Source organism: Gammaproteobacteria bacterium (genome assembly GCA_028817255.1).
In the GTDB taxonomy this organism is placed as follows: domain Bacteria; phylum Pseudomonadota; class Gammaproteobacteria; order Porifericomitales; family Porifericomitaceae; genus Porifericomes; species Porifericomes azotivorans.
Genome location: JAPPQA010000047.1, coordinates 1 through 14827 on the forward strand (window position 1 = coordinate 1; position 14827 = coordinate 14827).

15 protein-coding genes and 1 other RNA gene are annotated in these 14827 nt (G+C 66.6%); 7 read left to right on the top strand and 9 right to left on the bottom strand.

Going from position 1 to position 14827, the window contains the following annotated elements; translation table 11 throughout:
• Positions 1-239: 239 nt before the first annotated feature.
• Positions 240-1235: a hypothetical protein gene (locus OXU43_02375; protein ID MDD9824006.1), complete on the bottom strand. Its 996-nt coding sequence runs from the start codon at positions 1233-1235 to the stop codon at positions 240-242.
• 501 nt (positions 1236-1736) lie between these two features.
• Positions 1737-2549 carry a sterol desaturase family protein gene (locus OXU43_02380; protein MDD9824007.1) on the bottom strand — a complete coding sequence of 271 codons (813 nt, stop codon included), beginning with the start codon at positions 2547-2549 and terminating at the stop codon, positions 1737-1739.
• 170 nt (positions 2550-2719) lie between these two features.
• Between OXU43_02380 and OXU43_02385 the strand changes: the two genes are divergently transcribed.
• Positions 2720-3187 carry an EF-hand domain-containing protein gene (locus tag OXU43_02385; GenBank protein MDD9824008.1) on the top strand — a complete coding sequence of 156 codons (468 nt, stop codon included), beginning with the start codon at positions 2720-2722 and terminating at the stop codon, positions 3185-3187.
• Positions 3188-3305: 118 nt separating this feature from the next.
• On the top strand, positions 3306-4337 hold the full coding sequence (gene hemB / locus OXU43_02390; GenBank protein ID MDD9824009.1) for a porphobilinogen synthase: 1032 nt from the start codon (positions 3306-3308) through the stop codon (positions 4335-4337).
• A 35-nt stretch (positions 4338-4372) separates the two neighbouring features.
• Here the strand turns inward: hemB and rpiA are convergent, their stop codons facing one another.
• On the bottom strand, positions 4373-5029 hold the full coding sequence (gene rpiA / locus OXU43_02395; GenBank protein MDD9824010.1) for a ribose-5-phosphate isomerase RpiA: 657 nt from the start codon (positions 5027-5029) through the stop codon (positions 4373-4375).
• A gap of 142 nt (positions 5030-5171) precedes the next feature.
• Between rpiA and ilvA the strand changes: the two genes are divergently transcribed.
• Complete coding sequence (gene ilvA / locus OXU43_02400) at positions 5172-6692, top strand: threonine ammonia-lyase, biosynthetic (protein ID MDD9824011.1); 1521 nt, start codon at positions 5172-5174, stop codon at positions 6690-6692.
• 84 nt (positions 6693-6776) lie between these two features.
• Here the strand turns inward: ilvA and ssrS are convergent.
• The 3 genes from ssrS to OXU43_02415 form a co-directional block, all read right to left on the bottom strand.
• A non-coding RNA gene (gene ssrS / locus OXU43_02405) (6S RNA) lies at positions 6777-6965 on the bottom strand.
• A gap of 11 nt (positions 6966-6976) precedes the next feature.
• Entirely contained in the window at positions 6977-7282 is a 306-nt protein-coding gene (locus OXU43_02410) for a cell division protein ZapA (GenBank protein ID MDD9824012.1), read from the bottom strand.
• The gene (locus OXU43_02415) at positions 7279-7503 is read right to left on the bottom strand and encodes a TIGR02449 family protein (protein MDD9824013.1); all 225 of its coding nucleotides are present in this window, start codon (positions 7501-7503) and stop codon (positions 7279-7281) included. The genes OXU43_02410 and OXU43_02415 overlap by 4 nt, the downstream gene beginning before the upstream one ends.
• 310 nt (positions 7504-7813) lie before the next feature.
• On the opposite strand from OXU43_02415, the gene OXU43_02420 reads away from it, so the two are divergent.
• Genes OXU43_02420 through OXU43_02435 form a run of 4 tightly spaced genes read left to right on the top strand, consistent with a single transcriptional unit; the run spans position 7814 to position 13249 of the window.
• On the top strand, positions 7814-9130 hold the full coding sequence (locus OXU43_02420; GenBank protein MDD9824014.1) for an aminopeptidase P N-terminal domain-containing protein: 1317 nt from the start codon (positions 7814-7816) through the stop codon (positions 9128-9130).
• Positions 9127-10332 (top strand): FAD-dependent monooxygenase, encoded by a 1206-nt coding sequence (locus OXU43_02425; protein ID MDD9824015.1) that lies wholly within the window; start codon positions 9127-9129, stop codon positions 10330-10332. The genes OXU43_02420 and OXU43_02425 overlap by 4 nt, the downstream gene beginning before the upstream one ends.
• A gap of 14 nt (positions 10333-10346) precedes the next feature.
• Entirely contained in the window at positions 10347-11582 is a 1236-nt protein-coding gene (locus tag OXU43_02430; GenBank protein ID MDD9824016.1) for an FAD-dependent monooxygenase, read from the top strand.
• Positions 11579-13249, top strand: coding sequence for a glutamine--tRNA ligase/YqeY domain fusion protein (locus OXU43_02435; protein ID MDD9824017.1), 1671 nt, complete (start codon positions 11579-11581; stop codon positions 13247-13249). The genes OXU43_02430 and OXU43_02435 overlap by 4 nt, the downstream gene beginning before the upstream one ends.
• A 19-nt stretch (positions 13250-13268) precedes the next feature.
• Here OXU43_02435 and speD read toward each other — a convergent pair whose 3' ends face one another.
• From speD to OXU43_02450, 3 genes are all read right to left on the bottom strand, one after another.
• A complete protein-coding gene (gene speD, locus OXU43_02440) occupies positions 13269-14069 on the bottom strand; it encodes an adenosylmethionine decarboxylase (protein MDD9824018.1) in 801 nt (266 codons plus the stop codon).
• Positions 14070-14083: 14 nt separating this feature from the next.
• Positions 14084-14482: a VOC family protein gene (locus tag OXU43_02445; protein MDD9824019.1), complete on the bottom strand. Its 399-nt coding sequence runs from the start codon at positions 14480-14482 to the stop codon at positions 14084-14086.
• Between the two features lie 43 nt (positions 14483-14525).
• A partial coding sequence (locus OXU43_02450; protein MDD9824020.1) for a hypothetical protein occupies positions 14526-14827 on the bottom strand: 302 nt, incomplete at its 5' end.

Sequence of the window (14827 nt, forward strand, 5' to 3'; positions counted from 1 at the left end):
AATGTGCGCGTTCCGCGCTCTATTTGCGCGGGATTCCGGCTTTCGCCGGAATGACAAGAAGGGAGGCCGGAATGACAGAGCGCCGTTTCCCCACTTCCAAAAAAGCGAATGGTTTTTACACAGCCTGTTTCGTACGCATCACTCCAGCAGCCGGCGCCTGGCGGCTTGGCTGCTGCGATTCCCCCTCCAAGGGGGAGCGATGGGAAAAATGCGCCGAATCTACGGCCGTAGAAAAGAGATCAGAAGCGGTAGCTGACCTGGCCGAGCAGGTGGTCCCGGTGGCCGAAGCTGTGCTCCAGCAGCAACCTCCAGTTCCGATAGAGTTCCACCTCGAAACCGAACAGGCCGCTCCAGGCTTCCTCGGGCTCGGTCTCCACATTGAAACTCGCCGGGAGGGAGCCCGCGCCATCCAGGGCCGGGCCCACGCCAGCCAGTTGCCGCTGTTGGTCCGGCGTGAATCGCCCCACGACTTGCGGGTTACTCAACACGCCAGCCACCCTGGCTGCGGGGAAAGCGACACTGCCCTTCACGGTTTCTTTCAAATCCATGTATGTGCCGCCGATCCACATCGAGGCTTTGACGCCCGCGATCTTCCGGTTGATCCCGACTCGCGGGCTGTAATTGAAAACCACGACATCCGAGTCGCTCAGTTGCAGACCGTTGCGTCCGTCCAAATCGGTATGGCTGTAATTGATGTCCAGGTTGCCCCAGAATCCTTTGTACTCTCCGGCCAGGATGAAGCCCAGGCCGTACACCGGCCCGTCGTAGTCCACCTCGAAGGGCCCCACATCCGCGCCTGCGATTTCTATGGTCCCGACCGTGGTCTCTCCCCGGACTTTGCCGGCGAAGGCGTACAGGTTGAAGAACGGCAGCAACCAGGCATCGAGGTGGATGTTCTGATGGCGGATTTCGTTCCTTACGTCGCTGGGCCGGACTTGCCCCAGCGCCCCTTGCAGGGCCGGCCCCAGGGCTTGGATCTGCACGGGATCCAGGCCAGCCAGGATCGGACGCAGATCAAACCCGAAAGACTGGTCCGTAACCTGCATATCCTGCTTCTGCTCGTAATAAATGACGCCTACACCCAGGGGCAGGGGCAATTCCGTATCGCCGGCCAGTTCCTTCTTGTAGGGCAGGAAGGAGGACCAGCGGTCTTCCTCCGCCGAGACCGGGGCAACCGCGGCCAAGAGCCCGACTGCGAAAGTGGCGTGCAAAATGCCGTTCCGGATGCGGTTCATTAAACTCCCCCCCTTTGTGCGCTCGGCACGATTCGAAATATGCGCCGAACGGCGCGCGCAGATTAAACCACAGCCCGCGCCCTCATGCAATCGCGGCGGAGAACCTCCGCCCCTTTTCCCGTCATTCCGGGGGAGTTCTGTCATTCCGCCTCTTTTTTCCGCCATTCCGGGCCTTTTTTCTGTCCTTCCGCCCCTTTTTTTCCGTCATTCCGGCGAAAGCCGGAATCCCTCTTTCTCTTGCGCCCTCGGCATGGCGAAGGAGCGCGAAGCGCGCGCATTATTCACTGGATTCCCGCCTTCGCGGGAATGGCGGAGTGTGCCATGCCAGCGAGAAGTTTTTCGCGCGGTTCTGGATTTTCGGAGTTTTTGCACGGCCTGGCAGGCGGGAATCCGGCGCATAAATCCCGCTCCGCCCTTCCCGCGCCCCCAGCGTCCCCCGTCCACCCCGTCCACGCCGTCCACAAAGTCCACACCCTCGCAAGCCGCTCCCCGCCCCGGCCCTTAGCCGCGCTCTTCCGGCGCCCGGGCGTTGCCCCCGGCTACAGGGGACAGCGGTTGCACCAGCAGTTGCAGGACGTTTTGCTGTCTTGCCTCGCGAAAGCGCTCCATGCCGATGCGCAACCCTTCCCGCGGGCGCTCCAGGTACGTGCCGAACAGGCGGTCCCAGCAAGAGAGGTTGAAGCCGTAATTGCGGTTATGCTCGGCGGGTCGCGTGGAATGATGCACGCGATGCATATCCGGGGTTACGATCAGCAGGCGCAGCAGGGCATCCAGCCGGCGGGGGAGGGCCACGTTGCCGTGGTTGAACATGGACGTGGCGTTCAGCAGGACCTCAAAGCAGATTACGGCAGCGACGGGCGCCCCCAGGGCCAGCACGGCCGCCGCCTTGAATAGTGCGGACAGCAGGATCTCCAGAGGATGAAAGCGCACGCCCGTGGTGGCGTCCAGGCGGGTATCGCTGTGATGCACCCGGTGCAGCCGCCACAGCCATTCCACCTTGTGAAACAGCACGTGCTGCGCGTAGAGCAGCAGGTCCAGCATCGCCAGCGAGACGACGAAGGCCGCCGCCGCGGGCAGTCCCGCCAGCAGTCCCCAGCCGCGTTCGGCGGCGAACCAGGCGGCCTGCACGGCGCTGGCCAGGGGCAGCAGGCGCACCAGCAGAGTGGCGGCGGCGATCAGCGACAAATTGTGCAGCCGACGCTTCCAGAGGGCTCCCTGCGAACGGTGGCGCGGGGCGCTGGCCTCCCAGCAAAACATAAGGCCCAGGGTTGCGACGAACATGCCGCCGCGAAGCGCAAGCTCAGACAGATGCAACGGGTCTTCCGCCGCCATAAGAAGCCTATTGTAGCAGCAAATTCGGGGTACCGGCGGCGGGGCTGCGGGCCTGGATTCGGCCCGGCAACGGAAAATCGCGCCCCGGTGGGTTAGACTCGTAGCGATTCGTTTTGTCAGACCATGGGGGACAACCCCGGGAGGGACGGAATATGCGGAACGGAATTCGTTTTTTCGCGGCGCCTGCCGCGCTCATGATCGCGTTGTCGCTGCCTTTGGACGCCACTGCCCATGGCGGCAAGCGCGGCTTCGGCCCCGGCGGCCCCGCGATGTTATTCGACGAGGCCGATGCCGACCGGGACGGCAAGCTCACCAGGGCCGAATTCGATGCCTGGCGGGCGCAGCATTTTGCCGCCGTTGACCAGGACGGCGACGGCAAACTTACGGGCGAAGAGCTGGTGGCCGCGGCGGACCGGCGCCGGGCGGCGGCGCGGATCAAGCGCCACGACGCGGATGGCGACGGCACGCTCAGCATGGAAGAAATGGCCCCGCGCACCGGGCGGATGTTCTCCCGGCTCGACCGGGACGAGGACGGCGTCGTGACCCGGGACGAACTGTCGCGGCACGGCAAGCACGGCAAGCATGGCAAGCGCGGTGACGGGCGGCGTTGCCACCGCTGAGCGGGCGGCGCGGCCGGTCGTATCCGCTGCCGGGCCGGGTGGGGCGCAGTCCGCGTCTGCGACGCGGCGGCCCCTTCGGCCCCTGCGTAGCCGGCGGTAGCGGCGGCAACGGCCCCGCATGCTGAGGGTGCCTCCTTTCGCTGCCTACCCGGAACTCCGCATGCGGCGGTTGCGCCGGGATGGCTATGTCCGCCGCTTGGTGCGGGAGTGCCGGCTGCTCCCGGAAGATCTGATCCAGCCGCTTTTTATACGCGAGGGCGGCGGGCGCGAGGCGATACCGGCCATGCCCGGCGTGGAGCGGATCGGTATAGACGAATTGGCAGCGGAGGCCGCGCGGCTGCTTGCCTTGCGCATCCCGGCAGTGGCGCTGTTCCCGGTCATCGCGCGGGAGAAGAAAGACGCGACGGCAGCGGAGGCATGGAACCCGCGGGGGCTGGTCCCGCGCGCGCTGCGGGTGCTGAAGGAATGCTGCCCCGGCTTGGGAGCGATCACGGATGTGGCCCTGGATCCCTATACCAGCCACGGCCAGGACGGACTGGTCGGCGAACGGGGAGAGGTGCTCAACGACGAAACCGTGGCCGCGCTGGTGCGCCAGGCCCTGTGCCATGCGGACGCCGGCGCGGATATGGTGGCGCCTTCGGACATGATGGACGGCCGCGTAGGCGCGATTCGCCAGGCGCTGGAGCGGCGGGGCCATGCGCATACCTGCATCCTGTCCTACGCGGCCAAGTACGCATCGGGGCTGTACGGGCCGTTTCGCCAGGCGGTCGGTTCGGCCGCCGCCCTGGGGGGGGGCGACAAGCGCGGCTACCAGATGGACCCCGCGAACGGCGCCGAAGCGATGCGCGAGATCGCCCTGGACCTCGGCGAGGGGGCGGATATCGTGCTGGTGAAGCCGGGCCTGCCTTATCTGGACATCGTCCGGCGCGCCAAGGAGCGCTTTGGGGTTCCCGTATTCGTGTATTTGGTCAGCGGCGAATACTCGATGATCCGGGCCGCCGCCGACCGGGGCTGGCTGGACGAAAAGGCGGTCGTGCTCGAGTTGCTGAGTTGTTGCAAGCGGGCAGGTGCGGATGCCGTGTTGAGCTACCATGCCGGGCAGGCGGCGCAATGGCTGCAAGAGGGGGACGGGGCCCCCGCCGCGCGGTGAAGGCGGCGGCGGTCTCGCGCGGCGGCGGCCGGGCTTTACGGGAATTCCCGTACGCCTTCCGGGGCGGCGACCAGGAGCAAGTCGGCGCTGCGGCGCGCGAAGATCCCGTTGCCGACCACGCCCGGGATGCGATCCAATTCGCTCTCCAGGGCCCGCGGGTCGGACAGGGACAGGCCGCGCGCGTCCAGAATATGGTTGCCGTTGTCCGTGACGCAGTTCCGCCGCCATACCGGCGTGCCGCCCATGGCCGTCAGCGCCCTCGCTACGGCGCTGCGCGCCATGGGGAGCACCTCTACCGGCAGCGGGAAGCGGCCCAGCACCTCGACCAGCTTGGTATCGTCCACGATGCAGATAAATCGCTCGCTGACCGACGCCAGCACCTTTTCCCGGGTCAGCGCGCCGCCGCCGCCCTTGATCAGGCAGCGGTGCCTGGTGGCTTCGTCCGCCCCGTCCACATAGACGGGCAACGGGCCCGCGCTGTTGGGATCGAGGACGGGGATGCCGTGCTCGCGCAGCGCCCGCTCGCTCTCCAGCGAGGCCGCGACGGCCCCCTCCAGCCAGCCCTTGCGGGTTGCGAGGCATTCGATAAAGCAGCGCACGGTGCTGCCGCTGCCCACTCCGATCACCTCGTGTCCGGCGACCCGTTCCAGCGCCGCCTGGGCGCTTTTCCGCTTGTGTTCCTGCTGGTCCACCTCTGCCCCGGGTCCAGACGCCGCGCCCTCGCGCCGGATCATAGCATGGCGGCGGCGCCTGCCCGGCACCGGCGGCGGTGAGCCGCCCCTTGCCGGGATGACCGCGCGGCAATCCGCCGGCAGCCGCGGGGCGGCGGCGCCGATGCTGAACGAGTACGAAACCCGCATCCGGGAGGCGTGCCGGCGGGTGTACGAACTTGCCCGCCGCACCTCCCTGGATCATGCCCCGTCGCTGTCCCGGCGCCACGGCAACTGCATTCGCCTCAAGCGCGAGGACCAGCAGCCGGTGTTTTCCTACAAGTTGCGGGGCGCCTACAACCTGATGGCGTCGTTGCCGGCGGCGGCCAGGGAGGGCGGCGTGGTCGCGGCCTCCGCCGGCAACCACGCGCAGGGGGTGGCGCTCGCCGCCCGCAGGCTGAAGTTGCGGGCGGTCATCGTCATGCCCCGGACCACGCCCGATATTAAGGTGCGGGCGGTTCGCAACCTGCAGGCCAAGGTCATCTTGCGGGGCAATACCTACGACGAGGCCCGGGAATACGGCGCGCAAATGGCGGCGGCCGAGGGCCTGGCCTGGATCCCGCCCTACGACCACCCCCTGGTTATCGCAGGCCAGGGCACGGTGGGCGCGGAGATCCTGGAGCAGCATCCGGGCCGCTTGCGCATGGTCTTCGTGCCGGTGGGCGGCGGCGGGCTGATCGGCGGGATCGCGGCCTGGTTGAAGCAACGGGAGCCCGGGATTCGCATTATCGGGGTCGAGCCGGACGAGGCCCCCTGCATGTACGAGGCCCTGCGCGCCGGCCGGCGCGTCAGGCTGGAGAAGATTGGCATTTTCGCCGACGGCGCGGCCGTCTCGCAGGTGGGCGCGGAGCCGTTTCGGCTCGCCCGGGAGTTGGTGGACGAAGTGCTGCTGGCCAACACCGACGAGATCTGCGCGGCGGTGAAGGACATCTTCGAGGATACCCGTTGCGTTCCCGAGCCCGCGGGCGCCCTGGCGCTGGCGGGGCTAAAGCAATTCGTGGCCCGCGAAGGGATCAGGGGACAGGAGTTGGTGGCGGTCCTCAGCGGCGCCAACGTGAATTTCGACCGCCTGCGCCACATCGCCGAATTGGCCGCGCTGGGAGAACACCAGGAGGCCTTGTTCGCCGTCACCATCCCGGAGCGGCCGGGCAGTTTTCGCGCGTTCTGCCGCGCTCTGGGCGCCCGCCAGATCACCGAGTTCAATTACCGCTATGCGCACAGCCGCCAGGCGCACGTGTTTGTCGGCGTCCAGCTGAAGCAGGGCGTGAAAGAGAAGCAAGCGCTGCAGCGCAAGCTGGAGAGGAAAAAATACCCGGTGATCGATCTGAGCGAAAACGAACTCGCGAAGATGCACATCCGCTACACGATCGGGGGCCATGCCCCGCAGGCGCAAAATGAATTGCTTTATCGCTTCGAGTTTCCCGAGCGCACCGGCGCTTTGCTGAACTTCCTGACCCGGATGGTGGGGCGCTGGAATATCAGCCTGTTTCACTACCGCAACCACGGCGCCGCCTATGGCCGCGTGATGGTGGGTCTGCAAGTGCCGCCGGCGGAGCGGAAGGACTTTCAGGACTTTGTACGCCGTTTGCGGATCAAATATTGGGAGGAAACGGACAACCCCGCGTACAGCCTGTTTCTGGGCTGAGGGCCCCGCGGCGGCGGCGGCGCCCGGGCGCCCGCGCTATCGGGTTTGGAGGGGGCATGGAGGGGCATGGAGGAGGTTAAAGGGGGCATCTCCGCCGTGCCGTTGCCAGACAGTTCACTTGAACCAAGCGGTCCAAGTGGGAGCAGCGGGTAGCGTATCAGGTTCGCCGCCGCGGAACGGCGGTTACGCGCAACAACGCTACGGTTTAGCTCCCGAATAAAAGCTCTAGGCTCAAGCTTTTCCTGCCTTGCATCTCGTACACCGCAGAGAATACCCCGCAACCCTTAATGGGCGGCGCCGTCCTCCAAAAAACCGTCCAGCTTCGCCCGGATACGCCGCAGGCTGTTCTCCACGGCGCAAGTATAACTCTCTTTTTCCTTCTTGTATGCAAGCATTTCGTGAACCAGGTGCAGGGCCGTCATGATCGCGAGCCGCTCCCCGCCCATAACGGTGCCTCCCTCCCGAAACTGCTTCAGTTTGTCGTTCAGGAGTTCCGCCGCCCGGCACAGATCCTCCCGTTCCTCTTCCTGGCAGGCCAGGAGGTACTCCCGCTCCAGTATGGTGACGCTGACCTGCGACTTGCCGCTCACGGCGTGTGTTCCATGGAGCGAAGCCGCGCGATGATGGATTCTATGCGCGCCCGCGCCTGATCCGTTTTCGCTACCAGGGCCGCGCGCTCCGCCACCAGGTTCTTTTGCTGGCTGCGGAGGGCGCTGTTCTCGGTCTTGAGTTGTTCGATCTTGCCGATCAACGTATCTACCTGGCGCTCCAGGGTGGCCAGGTCCAAGCTTTTCTCCGTCGGCTCGTTCATCGCTCTCGTTATATGATGCCCCCCGGGATGTTCGGGAAATGCCGTCGGTTATGCACGGTCGTCGGTGCAGTACGCCTCGCCTTCGCCCGGCGAAGTATAGCACAGAGACCGGGAGGGGCGGCAACTGCCGCGCCGCCGGGTTTGCCGGGGCGGCGACAGCCGGGAAAATCGGGCGGCCGCGCTGTTTTTTCGGGCACGGCAAACAGCGGGACCGCCAGCCGCATGGGCCTCTCCTCCCCTGCTCGAGGGGCCGGGAAAACCTCCTGTACGGGTGCCTTGTGCAGCGCTTGAATCAGAGTATCCTTACCGGATGATTCTCAAAGAATACGGCAATCGCCGGCGAAAACTCATGGACATGATGCAAGAGGGCAGCATCGTCCTGTTGCCCTCTTCCTGCGAGCAAATACGCAACCGGGATGTGCACTATCCGTATCGGCCGAGCAGCGATTTTTTCTACCTGAGCGGTTTCGTCGAGCCGGAGGCGCTCCTGGTGTTGATCCCGGGCCGTCCCCAGGGCGAGTACATATTGTTTTGTCGGGGGCAGGACCCCCAGCGGGAAATATGGGACGGCCCGCGGGCCAGCGTGCACGCGGCCCGGGAATACTACGGCGCGGACGAGTCCTACCCCATCGAGAAGGCGGACGCCATCCTGCCTGGCCTGATAGAAAATCGGGAACGACTCTTCTACAACATGGGAGAAGACGAAAGCTTCGACCGGCGCGTATTGAAATGGCTGAACGAAGTGCGGGCGCGGGGCCGTACCGGCGTCAGCGCGCCGGCGGAATTGATCAGCCTCAGTTACCTGCTGTACGAGATGCGCCTGTACAAGAGCAAACACGAGATCCGCAAGATGCGGCGTGCCGCCCGCATCTCCGCGGCCGCCCATATCCGCGCGATGCGCGCCTGTCGCCCGGGGTTGATGGAGTACCACCTGGAGGCGGAGATCATGCACGAATTTCTCCGCAACGGCGCGCGGGCGCCCGCGTATCCCCTCATCATAGGCTGCGGCGGCAACGGCTGCGTACTGCACTACACGGCGAATACGGGCCCCCTGGTTGACGGCCAGCTGGTCCTTATGGACGTGGGCGCGGAGTACGATTACTACGCCAGCGACATCACGCGCACTTTCCCCGTGAACGGCCGCTTTACCGGCGAGCAGCGGGCCATCTACGAAACCGTGTTGGCCGCCCAGGAGGCCGCCATAAAGGAAGCGCGGCCCGGCAAGCATTGGAACGACATGCACGAGGCGGCGGTGCGGGTGCTGACGGAGGGCCTGGTCGAGCATGGCATCCTCCGGGGCGATGCGGCCGAATTGGTGGAGCAAAAGGCTTACCTCCCCTTCTACATGCACCGCACCGGCCATTGGCTGGGCATGGACGTGCACGACGTGGGCGAATACCGCCTGGAGGGCGCCTGGCGGACCTTGGAACCCGGGATGGCCATGACCGTCGAACCCGGCCTGTACTTTCGCGAGGGGCAAAAGGGCCTGGACCCGCGTTGGTGGAACATCGGCGTCCGCATCGAGGACGACATCCTGGTTACCCGCGGGGCCCCCGAGAACCTGAGCGCGGCCGCCCCCAAATCCGTGGCGGAGATCGAAGGGCTCATGGCGGAACGCGCCCCGTGAGACCGGAATACGATGTGGCGATCGTCGGCGGGGGGCTGGCCGGCGCCGGCGCGGCCTGCGCGCTGGCCGATTCTCCTCTGCGCATCCTGCTCCTGGAGTCCTCCGCGGAGCGGCCGGCGGCAGAGGAGACTCGCGGCCTGGCGCTGTCGCTGGCCTCGCAACGCATCTTCGAGGCCTGGGGCCTGTGGGGAGAAATGGCCGCCGCAGCCGCCCCCATCCGCCGCGTCCACGTCTCGGAGTACGGGCGCTTTGGCGCCGTGCGCCTGTCGGCAGGCGATATCGGAGCGGCCGCCCTGGGCTACGTGCTGGACGCGAATCTCCTGCTGAAACGGATGTGGCGGCGCCTGGAGGGAGGCCGGGCCGTCGAGATCTTGCGCCCGGCCCGGCTCGTTCGCGTGGATTCCGCCGCCGGGGGGCTGGCGCTGGCGGTTCGTTGCGGGGAACGGAGTTTGCAGCTGCGCGCCCGTCTCCTGGTCGCTGCCGACGGCAGCCATTCGCAGACCTGCCGGCTGGCCAGCATCCCGTGGCGGGTTCGCGACTACGGGCAAACGGCCATCGTCTCCGAGATCGCCACCTGGCGCCCCCACCGGGGCAGCGCCTACGAGCGATTCACCGCGGAAGGGCCCCTGGCCGTGCTGCCGCTGGCCTCCGGGAAATGCAAATTGGTGCATACCGTCGCCGCGCGCCGGCGGCAGGAAATCCTGGACCTTTCCGACCGCGACTACCGGGAGTTGGCGGGCCGGCTGCTGGGATGGCGCCTGGGGCCCGTGCGCGCGGCGGGGCCGCGCAAGGCGTACCCGCTGTACCGGCGCAGCGTTTTGCGCCAGACCGGGGAGCGGCTGTTGATCCTGGGCGACGCCGCCTATGCCTTGCACCCCAATGTTGCCCAGGGTTTCAATCTCTGCCTGCGCGACGCGCAGGCCCTGGGCGAATTGCTGGCCCGCTGTCCGAACGACGACCCTGGTTCGCCGTTCCTGTTGCGCCGCTACTGCGACCTGCGCCGCCGCGACCGGCGGCGGGCGCAACGCCTGAGCGACGGCATTGCCGGCTTGTTTTATACCCGCCGGCGGTTCCCGGCCGTCGCGCGGCGCCTGGCCATGCTGCTGCTGGAGTTGGCGCCGCCGTTGCGGCGGGGGCTGATAACGCGCGCGTCCGGGTTGGCGGGCGGACAGCCCCTGGCGGTATGGGAGCGCGGCCGCTAGCCGGGGGCAGGCGCATGCAGGCGCGGACAGCGGCGGCGATTATCGTGGGCGAGGGGCTTGTAGGCGCGACCGCGGCCGCCCTGCTGAGCGACGGGGAAGGGGGCGCGGTGCATTTGGTTCGGGGCGGCAAGACGCGCCCTGCCGGCGGGCCGCCGGCGGTCCTGGCCCTGACCCCGGCCTCCAAAAGGATCCTGGCGCGCGCCGGGGTTTGGCAAAAACTGCCGCCGGCGGCGGTAGGCGGATTCCGCGAGATCCGCGTTTGGGACGGGCTCGGCAACGGCTGCATTCGTTTCGACGGTACGGAGCTGGGCGAATCGGCCCTGGGCTATATCGTCGAGTTGCCCGCCTTGCGGAAGGCGTGGCGCGCGCTACTGGCGGCGCGCGAGCGGCTGAGTCTTCACGACGGACCGGTGCGCGCCATCGTCTCCGGGGCGGGACTCGTGGAGGTGGAATGCGAAGGCGGCGCCAAGCTGCGGGCGCCGCTCCTGGTCGCCGCCGATGGGGCCGATTCGCCGGTGCGGCGGCTGGCCGGAATGAGCTGCGTAGAGAGAGACTACCGGCAGGCTTCCCTGGTTTGCATCGTGCGCAGCGAGCGGGCGCACGACGAAACGGCGCGGCAGTTTTTCCTGCCGGACGGCCCGCTGGCCCTGCTCCCGATGCGCGAGCCGCAACGTTGCGCCCTGGTGTGGTCCGCGGGCGCCGCCAGGGCCCGCGACTTGCTGCGCCTGTCCGCCAGCGATTTTCGCCGCGAGTTGGAGTCGGCCTGCGGCCGCATCCTGGGGCGCTTCCGACACAGCGGCGCCCGGCGCCTGTACCCTTTGCGGCGCCTGCACGCGCCGCGCTATTGCCGTCCCCGGATCGCCCTGGTCGGCGACGCCGCCCACCTGCTGCACCCGATGGCCGGCCTGGGGGCGAACCTCGGGTTGCTGGATGCGGCGTGCCTGAGCGAGCGGGTCGAACATGCCCGGCGCCGGTCCCGGGACGTCGGTTCGGAGCGGGTGCTGCGCCAGTACGAGCGCCGGCGCCGGCTGGAAAACCGGCTGGTCATGCATACGCTGGACCTGCTGAAGCTTTGTTTCGAGAGCCGCGCGCCGCCGCTGCCCTGGCTGCGCAACGCGGGCATGGTGCTGGCCGACGCCGCGACGCCCTGCAAGCGGTGGCTGATGCGCTTCGCCATGGGCGGGCGCGTAGAGCTGCCTGGCGCGGAGGGGCCGGCCGCCGCCGGCCGGGGGGAGTGGGGCCGGGTATGACCGCGCCCTGGGAAAAACCCGGCTCCAACTTTATCGTCAAAGCCATCGAAGGCGACCTGCAGCGGGCGGACGGGGCCGGGCGGGTGGCGACCCGTTTTCCCCCGGAGCCTAACGGATATCTGCACATCGGCCACGCCAAGGCGATCTGCCTGAATTTCGGGATTGCCGAAAAATACCGGGGCGTCTGCCACTTGCGTTTCGACGACACCAACCCGGAAAAGGAAAGCCGCGCCTATGTCGAGAGCATCATCGAAGACGTGCGCTGGCTGGGATTCGACTGGGGCGGGCATCTCTACTATGCGTCCGATTATTTCGAGCGGCTGTACGAATACGCCCTGCGGTTGATCGAAGACGGCAAGGCGTATGTGGACAGCCTGAGCCCGGAACAGATCCGCGACTACCGCGGCACCCTCGTCAAGCCGGGCAGGGACAGCCCCTACCGGGACCGCCCCGTGCGCGAGAACCTCGCCCTTTTCGAGGCAATGCGGGCCGGGCGGCACGCGGAAGGCGCGCACGTATTGCGGGCGCGGATTGATATGGGCGCCTCCAATCTGAACATGCGCGACCCCGCCATTTACCGGATTCGCAAACGGCCCCACTACCGCACCGGCAACCGCTGGCACATCTACCCCATGTACGATTACACGCAGTGCCTGTCCGACGCCATAGAAGGCGTGACGCACTCCCTGTGCACCCTGGAGTTCGAGGACCACCGCCCTCTGTACGACTGGTTTCTGCGGCAATTGCCGGTACCGTGCCGGCCGCGGCAGATCGAATTCTCCCGCCTCAACCTGAGCTACAGCGTCACCAGCAAGCGCCTGCTCGGCCAGTTGGTGGCCGCCGGTCATGTCGCCGGCTGGGACGACCCGCGCCTGCCCACTCTGCGCGGGATGCGCCGGCGGGGATATCCGGCGGCGGCGGTCCGCAATTTCTGCTCTTGCATCGGGCTGACGAAAAAAGACGCCTTGATCGAGCTGGCGGCGCTGGAAACTTGCGTGCGCGACGAACTCAACCGAACCGTACCCCGGGCGCTGGCCGTGCTGCGCCCCCTGCGCGTAGTGATCGAGAATTATCCCGAGGGGCAAACCGAGGAATTGGAGGCCCCGAACCATGCCGACGATGCATCGCTGGGCAGCCGCAGGCTGCCGTTTTGCCGGGAGCTGTACATCGAAAGGGACGACTTTCGGGAAGACCCGCCGGCGGGTTTTCGCCGGCTGGCGCCCGGGCGCGAAGTGCGCCTGCGTTTCGCCTACCTCGTGACCTGCCGGGAGGCGATCCGGGAACCTGTCAGCGGAGAAGTCGTCGAACTGCGGTGCCGCTACGACCCCGCCAGCAGGGGGGGCAACGCCCCGGACGGGCGCAAAGTGAAAGGCACCCTGCATTGGGTATCCGCCCGGCACGCGGTGCGGGCCGAGGTGCGTCTGTACGAGCGGCTATTCGACGACCCCAACCCGGCGGCGCTGGGCGATGCGTGGTTGCGGTCGCTGGCCCCGCGCTCGCTGGAGACGGTGCGGGCCTGGCTGGAGCCGGGCCTGGCCGCCTGTCGTCCGGGCAGCCGCTATCAGTTCGAGCGGCTGGGGTACTTTTGCGCCGACGCCGCGGACCATGCCCCGCCCGCGCGGCCGGTATTCAACCGCACGCTGCCTTTGCGGGCGCGCTCCCAGTAAGCTCGTTCGAGTAAGGCGGCTAGGAGAGGTTGCGCCCCTCGAAGATCTCCTGCATCTCGCGGCGCAGGCAACGCTCGACTTTTTCCCGGTAGGCCGGCTCCAGCCCCGAAGGGTTGATATTGAAAAGATATTCTTCCAGGTCGAAGTCCCTGCAGATCAGGCGGGTGTGGAAGATCTTCTCCCGGTGCCGGTTGGTGTCCGCCATGCGGTAGCAGTTCCGGGTCTCCTGGTCCAGGTAATCCCGGATCGAGCGCATCTCGTGATCGATATAGTGTTTCCTCCCGTCCGTGTCGCGGGTGAAGCCGCGCACGCGGTAGTCAATATAGACGATATCGGAATCGAAACTGTGGATCAGAAAATTCAGGGCCTTTAGCGGCGATATATGGCCGCAGGTGCTGACGTCTATATCGGCGCGGAAGGTGCTGATCCCCAGCGAAGGATGACTCTCCGGGTAGGTATGCACGGTAAGATGGCTCTTGTCCAGGTGGGCGACCAGCGTCCGGGGTCCCGGGGAAGGGTCCCGGGTCAGGCCCGCCGGGACCGTGCCCCCCTCCGACACCATCATAGTCACGCTGGCCCCGTGCGGTTCGTAGTCGGCCTTGGCGACGTGGAGCACGTTCGCGCCGATGATGGCGGTGACTTCGTGCAGGATCTGGGTCAGCCGCTCCGAGTTGTACTGTTGGTCAATGTATTCGAAATAAGAACGCAGCTCGAGGTCGGAGCAGGCATAGCATATATCGTAGATGCTGAAGCTCAGCGTCTTGGTCAGGTTGTTGAACCCGTGCAAACGCAGTTTGTTGCCGTCGGCGCGTCCGGGCATCCGCTACGCCTCCCCTATGGAGACGCCGGCGGCGGGAGGCAGATCATCTGCACCAGATTTCCCTCGGGATCCTCGCAGTAGAAGCTGCGCGCCCCGTCGCGGTGCGTCCTGGGGGGGTCGCGCACCGGCACCTTCTCCGCTTGCAAAAACTCGTACCATTGGTCCACATGCTCCGGGCTGCGCAGGGCGAATCCGATATGGTCCAGGCGCTGGGGGGGCCTGGCGCCCGGCATGTCGGGAGCGTGGTGCAACGCGAGGCTGTCGTGCCCCGCGCGCAGATAGACGGATTCCCCATCGGGCCGCCATGCCACCTTCATCCCCAGCAGCCGTACATAAAACCGCTCGCATTCGCTTACATCCTCGACATTGAGCGCGACGTGGCGCAACCCGCACATGGCTGGAGGTCTGTTCATCCTTTAAGCATCCTCCCCGCGACTCCCTGGAAGCGGCGACACCTTAGCACTTGTTTTCGCGGGCGGCAATATTCTGCATACTCCCCCAAGCCGTTACGCAATCGAGGGGAAAAGATTCCCATCTCGCCATTCCGCGCCCCCACCCCGCCATTCCTGCGAAACAGGCCGTGTAAAAACTCCGAAAATCCAGATCCGCACGAAAAACTACCCACTCGCACGGCAAATATCCGCCATTCCCACTTTTTTCTGTCATTCCGCCTCTTTTCCGTCTGTCATTCCGCTTCTTTTCCGTCATTCCGGCGAAAGCCGGAATCCCGCGCAAATACAGCGCGGAACGCGCACATT

What these genes read in the sequence shown, in the direction of transcription:
- OXU43_02375 (MDD9824006.1), bottom strand. Translation starts at nt 1,235, where the DNA reads ATGAACCGCATCCGGAACGGCATTTTGCACGCCACTTTCGCAGTCGGG.
- hemB (MDD9824009.1), top strand. Translation starts at nt 3,306, where the DNA reads ATGCTGAGGGTGCCTCCTTTCGCTGCCTACCCGGAACTCCGCATGCGG.
- OXU43_02435 (MDD9824017.1), top strand. Translation starts at nt 11,579, where the DNA reads ATGACCGCGCCCTGGGAAAAACCCGGCTCCAACTTTATCGTCAAAGCC.
- OXU43_02445 (MDD9824019.1), bottom strand. Translation starts at nt 14,482, where the DNA reads ATGAACAGACCTCCAGCCATGTGCGGGTTGCGCCACGTCGCGCTCAAT.
- OXU43_02420 (MDD9824014.1), top strand. Translation starts at nt 7,814, where the DNA reads ATGATTCTCAAAGAATACGGCAATCGCCGGCGAAAACTCATGGACATG.
- OXU43_02430 (MDD9824016.1), top strand. Translation starts at nt 10,347, where the DNA reads ATGCAGGCGCGGACAGCGGCGGCGATTATCGTGGGCGAGGGGCTTGTA.
- ilvA (MDD9824011.1), top strand. Translation starts at nt 5,172, where the DNA reads ATGCTGAACGAGTACGAAACCCGCATCCGGGAGGCGTGCCGGCGGGTG.
- OXU43_02415 (MDD9824013.1), bottom strand. Translation starts at nt 7,503, where the DNA reads ATGAACGAGCCGACGGAGAAAAGCTTGGACCTGGCCACCCTGGAGCGC.
- speD (MDD9824018.1), bottom strand. Translation starts at nt 14,069, where the DNA reads ATGCCCGGACGCGCCGACGGCAACAAACTGCGTTTGCACGGGTTCAAC.
- OXU43_02385 (MDD9824008.1), top strand. Translation starts at nt 2,720, where the DNA reads ATGCGGAACGGAATTCGTTTTTTCGCGGCGCCTGCCGCGCTCATGATC.